Source organism: Streptococcus sp. SS-4456 (assembly GCF_036680365.1).
GTDB lineage: Bacteria > Bacillota > Bacilli > Lactobacillales > Streptococcaceae > Streptococcus.
In genome coordinates this window covers 1-8,679 of the sequence record NZ_JAVIHI010000062.1, presented here as the reverse complement: position 1 = coordinate 8,679, position 8,679 = coordinate 1, and the positions used below count along the sequence as shown (strand labels likewise).

General features: G+C 44.4%; 10 protein-coding genes and 1 riboswitch. Of the genes, 1 reads left to right on the top strand and 9 read right to left on the bottom strand.

Going from position 1 to position 8,679, the window contains the following annotated elements; translation table 11 throughout:
- Window positions 1–106: 106 nt before the first annotated feature.
- The 5 genes from ytpR to RFK25_RS11040 form a co-directional block, all read right to left on the bottom strand.
- Window positions 107–730 (bottom strand): YtpR family tRNA-binding protein, encoded by a 624-nt coding sequence (ytpR, locus tag RFK25_RS11060; protein ID WP_332413482.1) that lies wholly within the window; start codon window positions 728–730, stop codon window positions 107–109.
- Window positions 731–748: 18 nt separating this feature from the next.
- The gene (locus RFK25_RS11055; RefSeq protein ID WP_332413481.1) at window positions 749–1,705 is read right to left on the bottom strand and encodes a DUF1002 domain-containing protein; all 957 of its coding nucleotides are present in this window, start codon (window positions 1,703–1,705) and stop codon (window positions 749–751) included.
- 43 nt (window positions 1,706–1,748) lie between these two features.
- Window positions 1,749–2,069: a thioredoxin family protein gene (locus tag RFK25_RS11050; RefSeq protein ID WP_024388908.1), complete on the bottom strand. Its 321-nt coding sequence runs from the start codon at window positions 2,067–2,069 to the stop codon at window positions 1,749–1,751.
- A complete protein-coding gene (locus RFK25_RS11045; RefSeq protein ID WP_012774909.1) occupies window positions 2,066–2,350 on the bottom strand; it encodes a DUF4651 domain-containing protein in 285 nt (94 codons plus the stop codon). Before RFK25_RS11045 ends, RFK25_RS11050 begins: the two co-directional genes overlap by 4 nt.
- A 492-nt stretch (window positions 2,351–2,842) precedes the next feature.
- Window positions 2,843–2,965 carry a type I toxin-antitoxin system Fst family toxin gene (locus RFK25_RS11040; RefSeq protein ID WP_153047274.1) on the bottom strand — a complete coding sequence of 41 codons (123 nt, stop codon included), beginning with the start codon at window positions 2,963–2,965 and terminating at the stop codon, window positions 2,843–2,845.
- Between the two features lie 141 nt (window positions 2,966–3,106).
- Between RFK25_RS11040 and pepA the strand changes: the two genes are divergently transcribed.
- The gene (gene pepA / locus RFK25_RS11035; RefSeq protein ID WP_332413479.1) at window positions 3,107–4,168 is read left to right on the top strand and encodes a glutamyl aminopeptidase; all 1,062 of its coding nucleotides are present in this window, start codon (window positions 3,107–3,109) and stop codon (window positions 4,166–4,168) included.
- 44 nt (window positions 4,169–4,212) lie between these two features.
- On the opposite strand, the gene RFK25_RS11030 is transcribed toward pepA, so the two are convergent.
- The 4 genes from RFK25_RS11030 to RFK25_RS11015 form a co-directional block, all read right to left on the bottom strand.
- Window positions 4,213–5,469 carry a bifunctional folylpolyglutamate synthase/dihydrofolate synthase gene (locus RFK25_RS11030; protein WP_332413478.1) on the bottom strand — a complete coding sequence of 419 codons (1,257 nt, stop codon included), beginning with the start codon at window positions 5,467–5,469 and terminating at the stop codon, window positions 4,213–4,215.
- A gap of 55 nt (window positions 5,470–5,524) precedes the next feature.
- Window positions 5,525–6,076 carry a folate family ECF transporter S component gene (locus tag RFK25_RS11025; protein WP_332413476.1) on the bottom strand — a complete coding sequence of 184 codons (552 nt, stop codon included), beginning with the start codon at window positions 6,074–6,076 and terminating at the stop codon, window positions 5,525–5,527.
- Between the two features lie 44 nt (window positions 6,077–6,120).
- A riboswitch (THF riboswitch) is annotated at window positions 6,121–6,210 on the bottom strand.
- 123 nt (window positions 6,211–6,333) lie between these two features.
- Window positions 6,334–7,521, bottom strand: a complete 1,188-nt coding sequence (locus RFK25_RS11020) for an acetate kinase (protein WP_024388903.1) — start codon at window positions 7,519–7,521, stop codon at window positions 6,334–6,336.
- A 49-nt stretch (window positions 7,522–7,570) separates the two neighbouring features.
- Complete coding sequence (locus tag RFK25_RS11015) at window positions 7,571–8,524, bottom strand: class I SAM-dependent methyltransferase (RefSeq protein WP_332413473.1); 954 nt, start codon at window positions 8,522–8,524, stop codon at window positions 7,571–7,573.
- Between the last annotated feature and the right edge of the window lie 155 nt (window positions 8,525–8,679).

Sequence of the window (8,679 nt, the reverse complement as noted above, 5' to 3'; positions counted from 1 at the left end):
ACTATACCCTTTTTTTTTACCCCCCCCCCCCAACCATATTTGTCAAGGGAAAACTTGTATTTCTATATAAAAAAAGAGTCGTTTCAAAAAGAAACAACTCTTTTTTCTATCCCTTCCAGTGTTTTGCTGGATCAAAGACCTCTCCGACCACTGCGGAGTCGTCTAATTCGATAATACCACGGACTTGTGGTGCGTTTGGTAGAGCCAATTCACGCGGACTGCACATCATACCAAAGCTATCTTCACCGCGCAATTTTCCTGGGAAAATCAGGCTACCGCTCGGCATCATTGCCCCCGGAAGAGCCACAATAGTTTTCAATCCTTGGGCAGCATTTGGTGCACCTGCTACGATTTGAACAGTTTTGTCACCGACATTGACCTGACAGATATTGAGGCGGTCGCTGTCTGGATGCGGAACCAGTTCCACAATCTGACCGACAACGAACTTCGGACTATTGTCGTTGACCAAGCTCTCAGCAAAGCCTTCCTTAGCCAATTCGGCATTCAAGGTCGCAACCTGCTCATCTGTCAAGAAAACTTGACCATTTCCAGCAAGCTCAACCAAACTTGATGCTTCAAAGATATTCCAAGCGACTGTTTGACCCGTTTCTGCTAAGAAGACACGTGCTACCTTGCCCTTGCGTTCAAACTGGACAGCTTGTCCCTTGTCTTCTGCAACGATGACCATGAGGACATCGCCGACCTGTTCTTTATTATATGTAAAAATCATTTCTTTTTCATTTCTCCTTTATGCAAATAGACCGGTCAAGCCTTTCCATAGATTTTCAAAGAAGGCACCGATTTTTTCTAAAATCCCTGAATCTTGTAGATTCTTATAGGCTTCTGAAATTTGTTGCTCCGCCTGTTGCTTGAACTGGTTGAGCTGGGCAGCCACTTCCGCCGAATCAATAGCAGAGGTTTCCTGATAAGCTTTGGCAAATGTGACTAGCTTAGAAATTTCATCTGCTGTGATGACATTTTCCAAACCGTTTTGGGCCAAGACATCGTTGATAATAGTATTGATGTCCGATTCAGAAGCTACCTGACCGTTGGACTGTTTGTAGTCTGCAAGTGCCGTCTTGATTTCTGCGACTGCCTTGTCCAAAGCTGAACTATCAAAATTGGCGTCACCTGTATGGGCTGTTGCCACTTCGTTAACAGTCGTTAATTCTTGTTGGGCTACCTCTGTCCGAGCCGGGTCAACTGTTTCACCATTGGCCGCAAGAGCCTTGTAAACACCTGTCAAAGCAGACTCCCCTGTCACCTTAATCGGTGCTGCCACATCAATCAAGACATCCGTCGCACCAGCTGTAATAGCCGCATTGGCATACTGTGTTTCGGTAATCAAGGTGATGTTCTGTGGCGTCTTAATATCCACCACAACCCCTTTCCCAGCATCCTGCTTTTGCACCAAGACAGATGAATAGAGGGAAGCTGTATCTGCTCCAGATGTACCTAAATATTGGTCCATATCCGTGCCAACAACCACCTGACGACTGACATTATTAACATCCGAAATACCAAATAGATTGTTAACCTCTGTCGCCTGGGCATCTGACAAACCGCCACCGTAGACCAGGGTTGGCTTGCCCCATTTTTCATTGATAACATCCGTCTGAATTTCCGCTTGTGCCAGCGGTGCCAAACTTAAACTCAATCCCAGCACCACAGGTGCTAGAAGGATTTTTCCTAGTGATTTCTTCATGTTTTTTCCTTTCTTTTGGGAATAGCAGAGCTTCTCTGCTGATTTATCTACCCAGTCCAGATAAGAAGTTCATGATCTCTTCCTTGGTCTTGCGATTCTTATCAACAAAACGACCGATTTCCTTACCATTTTCCAAAACAACCAGACTTGGAATGCCTAAAATAGCCCATTCCTGCGCCAAAGGCATAAAGTCATCACGGTCCAGTTGCACAAAACGGAAATCTGGAAAAGCCTCTTCGATAGCTGGCACATGCGGTTTGATATAGTGGCAATCTCCACACCAAGTCGTCACAAATAGAAAAACAGTTGGCTTGCCATCTTCAATCAAGGCAGCCACTTCTTCAAGATTTGTTGGAAAAATCATCTTTCTTCCTCCCTGTACTGAATAGAACCTTTGGTATTTTCAAATAAAAATACCTGTCCTGCCTCCATCACAACCCCTCCGATAAGAGTAGTCTGCGTAGAAGCCGTTTCATCCACATAGACCGTGGCAATCTCTCCTAAATCAGCGAAAAAGTCACGTACCTCCTGCAAGGCCTGTGCTTTTTTACGGTCTTCTTGGATTTTACGGTAAAATTGAGCACTAGCGGTGAGCACACCTGCCCCCAATAAGCCTGCTAGCAAGGCTGTCTTTTTCTTTTTCATGTTGACTATTTTATCATATTTCCTCAGATTTTTCCCAAAAATGCCATTGGACTTGTGACAGCTGAGACAAACTCGCACCACTTGACAAAATACTAAAAAATAGATAGAATGGTCGTACAGTGAGAAGTTCGATAATACATCGGCAATCAAAAAGCCCCCAACGTTCCCAGCGTTGAGGGTTTTCTTTTGGAGCGAGACAGAACTCTAATTTAATAAAATGAGTTCGTCAACAAGTCCCTGTTTTCAGTTGTTGAGCTAAAACGGTCTATTCCCAGACCATTTCAGTCTCACCCACACACAGCTCCAAAGGTTCGGGGAACCTTTGGAGGTTGGAGATAGAGCGAACAATGTTCGCAACAAGCGTAATGGTCAGATTTGGAGTGTGAAACACGAATTGCTGAGATTTGCTCTGCAAATCCCATCTCCAACCTTTAACAGTCCCCCAGACTGTTAAAGCCAATCAACCACTGCGCTGAGATGTTTACACAAACTCTAAGTCATAAATTCCACTCTATTGTCACTATTGTTGAGCCAATACTCAAAGAGTATCAACACAAGACCTGATACAATAGGTGCAACGAACAAGGTGAGAAGTTCGAACAACAAGGCAATCACCTCCTCTCTATTTTGAGGTGCATTTATACCCTAGCAAATTTCAATCATTCTTGTCCATACTATCCATATTTTTCTATATTTTCAAGACAAGTCTGGCTCTTCGTGATAAAATAGTAGTAATCATATCATGGAGGAAGAAGTATGACTCTTTTTGAAAAAATTAAAGAAGTTACAGAATTACAAAGTCTACCGGGATTTGAAGGACAGGTTCGCAATCACATCCGCCAGAAAATCACACCACATGTAGACCGCATTGAAACAGATGGACTGGGTGGAATTTTTGGTATCAGAGATACGGCTGTTGAAAACGCTCCTCGTATCCTAGTGGCTGCACATATGGATGAAGTCGGCTTTATGATTAGCCAAATCAAGCCAGACGGTACTTTCCGTGTTGTCGAGCTGGGAGGTTGGAACCCTCTGGTCGTTTCAAGTCAAGCCTTCACGCTTCAGTTACAGGACGGTCGGACCATTCCTGCCATTTCAGGTTCAGTGCCTCCCCATCTTTCTCGTGGGGCTAACGCTTCTGGCATGCCTGCCATTGCTGATATTATTTTCGATGCTGGTTTTGCCAATTATGAGGAAGCTTGGGCGTTCGGCGTTCGTCCGGGAGATGTCCTGGTTCCAAAAAATGAAACCATTCTAACAGCCAACGGAAAAAATGTTATTTCTAAGGCTTGGGACAACCGCTTCGGTGTCCTTATGGTGACCGAACTACTAGAAAGCCTATCCGGTCAATCTTTGCCAAATCAGTTGATTGCTGGGGCAAATGTGCAAGAAGAGGTTGGCCTACGTGGAGCTCATGCTTCTACAACCAAGTTCAATCCTGACATTTTCCTTGCTGTTGATTGCTCGCCAGCAGGTGACATCTATGGTGACCAAGGAAAAATCGGGGATGGTACCCTACTTCGTTTCTATGACCCAGGCCACATTCTCCTAAAAAATATGAAGGACTTCCTGCTGACAACTGCCGAGGAAGCAGGGGTCAAATTCCAATACTACTGTGGCAAAGGTGGAACAGATGCCGGTGCAGCCCATTTGAAAAATCATGGCGTTCCATCAACAACCATCGGTGTCTGCGCTCGCTACATCCATTCTCACCAAACCCTCTACAATATGGATGACTTTTTAGAAGCTCAAGCCTTCCTGCAGGCTATCGTTAAAAAACTAGACCGCTCAACGGTTGATTTGATTAAAAACTATTAAAACAAAAGACTTTGCTAGGTAGAATGCCCGGCAAAGCCTTTTTTCTATATAAGCTCTTCTAAAATGTATTTTCTTACATAGGTAATAAAGTAAAGCGACCCCGTAATCAGGTAGAGTTTTTTGGGATTGTCCAAGTCCGCCTGCTCCAACCACTCCTGATAGGTCTGAACTCGTTCATAACCTGACGGATAATCTTTTAACTGCACCGCTCTGAAATCGTCAAAAGTCGTCACGCTAACAGGTCCAAATTGGCTAAGCTGGGACAACATCTGGTCCACTGGCTTGGTATTGATAGCTGCAAAGAGGATTTCAATATCTCTGTCCGCATATTTTTCTTCCAAGAGTTGTGTCAGGACGGTGATACTTTCATTATTGTGGGCTCCGTCAATCATGAGCGTAGGCTTGATCAATTCTAAGCGGCCCGGCCAGATGGCTTGGGACAAGCCCTGGCTAATGGTTTCTTTGGTAATCTTTGGAAAATCAGGGCTGAGAAGCTGAGCTGTTGTCACTGCCAAGGCTGCATTGACCTCCTGGTGACGACCCTGCATCAAGACTTTCAACTCTTCCACACGGCCGAGAGGGCTTGAAACTGCAAAGCCTGCTCTGCTATTTTCCAAAAGAATCTCCCACCCTACCGCATAGGTCGGACTCTGAAGCTGACGAGCCTGCTCCTCAAATACTGCCAGCACTTCTGGCTGGTCGGTCGCATAGAGGAGGGGAACCCGCTCACGTAAGACAGCAACCTTGTGACGGGCTATAGCAGCGTGGGTCTCTCCCAAAAAAATCTGATGATCCAAGCCGATGGACGGGCAAACTACTGCCAATGGGGCAAGGACATTGGTCGCATCCTGCAAACCGCCCATGCCGGCCTCCACCAAGAGAATATCGGGACGCTGGTAGTGGGCAAAGTAGACAAACATAGCCACTACTACAATCTCAAACTCCGAGATGGCATCCAGTCCAGCCGTCTGGTCCAAGTCCTCAATCAAGGGCTGCAAGTCTGTCACAATCCTCGCAAAATCCTCCTCTGAAATCATCTCTTGCTCAAAGACAATCTGCTCTCGAAAATCAATGATAGACGGTGAAGTAAAGCGGCCGACGGTGTAATCCGAAGACCGTAAGATAGACTGTAAGGCATTCAAGGTCGAACCCTTGCCATTTGTACCAACAAAGTGAATAGTCGGCACTTGAAGCTGGGGATTGTCCAAGCGTTCCAAGAGCCAGCTGACACGTGCAACACCGTTTTCTAAATCTGATGCAGGGCGATTCGATAGCCACTGCCTAATTTCTTGATAATCCATAATTCCCTCTCTACAAAAGCAGCAACAGGGGGATGACCTGTTGCTCGATACTGTTTTATTTAATGCCCATTAACTTGGCCAATTCAGGTATTTTTTGTAAACTTGGCAAGACAAGCATGGTCACGACAATGCGTAATGGAATTTCAAAAATAGCTTTTATGAAACGACTGCTATACAGGGCAATCCAAGGTGTTCCAAAATGGAAATGGAGGGCAATCGGTGTCATGATAAAGGAAATCACAACCTGAATCAAGACAACAACCCCTGCAACATAGAGCCAATCAGCCTTATTCTTGGTGTCTAGCGGTTTTCGATAGAAAAACCAACCGTAGATAAAAGCCGATACCGCCTCAATCAAGATAAAACTAAAAAGCATGCTCTGTCCACTAAACAAGACAAAGACTGGGTCTGAAATCGCTGCAAAGACAGCTGCCCAAACTGGACCAGCAATCGCACCTAAAATAGCATTAGGGATAAAGGTAAACTGGACCTGCAAGGTATCTGAAAGACGAATGGAGAAATAATTCTCCACAACCATAACCAAGGCCAAAGTCATAGCAATAGCAGTCAACAACTGCACCGTTAGTTTTGGAATTTTCTTTTCCATAAAAAATGCTCCTTTTTCAAAAAATGGAGCTGTCGTGTGTATTCGACAGCGGATGCAATGGTTTACCGCGCTGACGCTTCGTTATGTGGCAACATCCCATCCACATACACTTAACGCAAACCATCTACTCTGTGCAAATTTCTTTGCTCGTCCATTATACCACACTCACCAGCGAGTAGCCAATAACTTTTAGCACTGATGAAAGCTAAAAATCTATAAAAAAGGCCAGTAACTAGTACCGACCTCTCTACATTTTCTTATTTCAATCGCTCTACGTCGCGAGCAATAACCAATTCTTCATCCGTTGGAACAACCAAGACTTTAACGCGAGATTCTGGAGTTGAAATATCTCCTTCAGCACCACGAACATTCTTCTCTGGATCCAATTCCATACCGAACCAAGTCAAACCGTTAACAACCGCTTCACGAACAAGTGTAGAGTTCTCACCGATACCTGCTGTAAAGACAAGGGCATCAGCACCGTTCAAGACTGCAAAGTATTGACCGATGAATTTTTGCAGACGATTGACAAGCATATTGAAGGCAAGAGTACATTTTGCTTCGCCCGCCTCAAATCCAGCTTCGACCTCACGCATATCGCTCGATACTTCCGCAATACCAAGAATACCAGACTGCTTGTTCAAAACGTTGACTACATCTGCAGCGTCTTTCAAGTCAGCTACATTTTCAATCAAGTAAGGGATGATGGCTGGGTCAATGTCACCAGAACGAGTGCCCATCATAGGACCTGCAAGCGGTGTAAATCCCATTGAAGTATCCACTGATTTACCACCATCAATAGCAGAAATCGAAATACCATTTCCGATGTGGGCAGTGATAACTTTCACTTCCTCGATTGGCTTGTTCAACATTTTTGCTGCCTCGCGTGAAACATAAAAATGAGATGTTCCATGCGCTCCGTACTTACGAACTTGGTGCTCTTCATAGTACTTGTTTGGGATTGGGTAGCGGTAAGCCACCTCTGGCATTGTTGAATGGAAGGCCGTATCAAAAACAGCCACACTTGTTACTTCTGGCAAGATATCCTTGAATGCCTTAATTCCTGCAGCATTGGCTGGGTTGTGGAGCGGTGCAAGGCTAGAAAGGTCTTCAATCTGTTTCAAGACTTCATCTGTAATCACAACAGAATCCTTGAAGATTTCACCACCAGCTACCACACGGTGACCAACACCTGTAATTTCTGAGAAATCTGCGATGATATTGTGCTTGAGCAAGTCTTCCAATAAAATTTTAACTGCTTGCACATGGTCCGCAATATCCAAGACTTGTTCAGCTTTTTGATCCCCAAATTTTACTGTGACAATTGAATCTTTCAAACCGATACGCTCAACAATGCCCTTTGCCAAGACTGTTTCTTCAGGCATTTGGTACAGCTGCCATTTTAAACTTGAGCTACCAGCGTTAATTGCAATTGTTTTTGACATAATATTCCCCTTTAAAAGCGTTTTCCTTATTAGTATAACAGATTTTCACCTAAATTGCATTCTCTTGCTTCCAATTTTTGAAATTGACCATGAACTTCTGAATAGCTTCAGGTTCTTGCAAACTCTGCAAGGGATAGACAAATGGTACTAGCGGTCTAGCGGTCTTCTTCTGCAAGACAAAAATTGACTTGGCCATGGCAGCTTTGCCAAAAAGACTTGGTGGCAGGGCAATCATGGCAACGATATTAGCCTCTGCTTGCAACCAACCTTTCAACAAATCGCTCTGTGGACTAGTTAAAAGATCATTTGGAGCCAGCATAATCGCAAACCCATCTTTTTCAAGATACTTGAGGGACTGTTCCATCAGTAAATGGTGGGCGTAGGTATGTTCTGTCTGGCTAGCCACCTGATAACGACTGGCAATCTGGTCATCTGGATAGTAGCCAATCGGCAAATCCGCAAGAATGATTTGGCTTTCCTTCAAAATCTGCGGACGTACCGCATCGCCCTGGGCAAAAGAAATCTCTGCCTGCATAACATCTGCCATACTAGCTGATAAATCAATCAAGAGATCATCTACTTCAATCCCAAGATAGTCCAAGTCTTTCTGGCTGGCATTTAGGATAGTCTGAGCCAAGTTCCCTGTTCCTGAGCCAATCTCCAAGACTGTTACCTTTTGAGTAGCCAGCAACTGATCCACTAGGAATGATAGGATAAAGCCGATAGAATCCGGTGTAAACTGATGATTGTACTGCATAGGCTCTGTCTGATTGGCCTTGATCAATAGGAATTGAAAGGCACGACGCCATTCTTCCCTGGTCAAGTGCAAGTCGTGTAAGGTTTGATTGTTGCGGACAATCAAATCCGTGTCGTGCTGGCCAGCCAGATAGGCTGCGTTTTGCTCAATCATAGCATCATAAATATTGGTGCCTAGCTGGTTTTGGATGGTCTGTACGTTTTCTAATAGCAGGTCGTAGGCCTGTTCGATTTTCTCAAAATTCATACTCCTATCTTATCAAATTTTCACGGACTTTGCACCAAAAAGGAGAGTAATTTACATTACTCTCCTCAGACTGAAGACAAAGTCCTTAGAATTTATTTTCTAAGGGCTTTTCTTCGTATTTAGGAGTATAATATAATAAAAAGGACTTGTGAGGT

What these genes read in the sequence shown, in the direction of transcription:
- RFK25_RS11050 (WP_024388908.1), bottom strand. Translation starts at nt 2,069, where the DNA reads ATGATTTTTCCAACAAATCTTGAAGAAGTGGCTGCCTTGATTGAAGAT.
- RFK25_RS11020 (WP_024388903.1), bottom strand. Translation starts at nt 7,521, where the DNA reads ATGTCAAAAACAATTGCAATTAACGCTGGTAGCTCAAGTTTAAAATGG.
- pepA (WP_332413479.1), top strand. Translation starts at nt 3,107, where the DNA reads ATGACTCTTTTTGAAAAAATTAAAGAAGTTACAGAATTACAAAGTCTA.
- RFK25_RS11045 (WP_012774909.1), bottom strand. Translation starts at nt 2,350, where the DNA reads ATGAAAAAGAAAAAGACAGCCTTGCTAGCAGGCTTATTGGGGGCAGGT.
- ytpR (WP_332413482.1), bottom strand. Translation starts at nt 730, where the DNA reads ATGATTTTTACATATAATAAAGAACAGGTCGGCGATGTCCTCATGGTC.
- RFK25_RS11055 (WP_332413481.1), bottom strand. Translation starts at nt 1,705, where the DNA reads ATGAAGAAATCACTAGGAAAAATCCTTCTAGCACCTGTGGTGCTGGGA.
- RFK25_RS11015 (WP_332413473.1), bottom strand. Translation starts at nt 8,524, where the DNA reads ATGAATTTTGAGAAAATCGAACAGGCCTACGACCTGCTATTAGAAAAC.
- RFK25_RS11030 (WP_332413478.1), bottom strand. Translation starts at nt 5,469, where the DNA reads ATGGATTATCAAGAAATTAGGCAGTGGCTATCGAATCGCCCTGCATCA.
- RFK25_RS11025 (WP_332413476.1), bottom strand. Translation starts at nt 6,076, where the DNA reads ATGGAAAAGAAAATTCCAAAACTAACGGTGCAGTTGTTGACTGCTATT.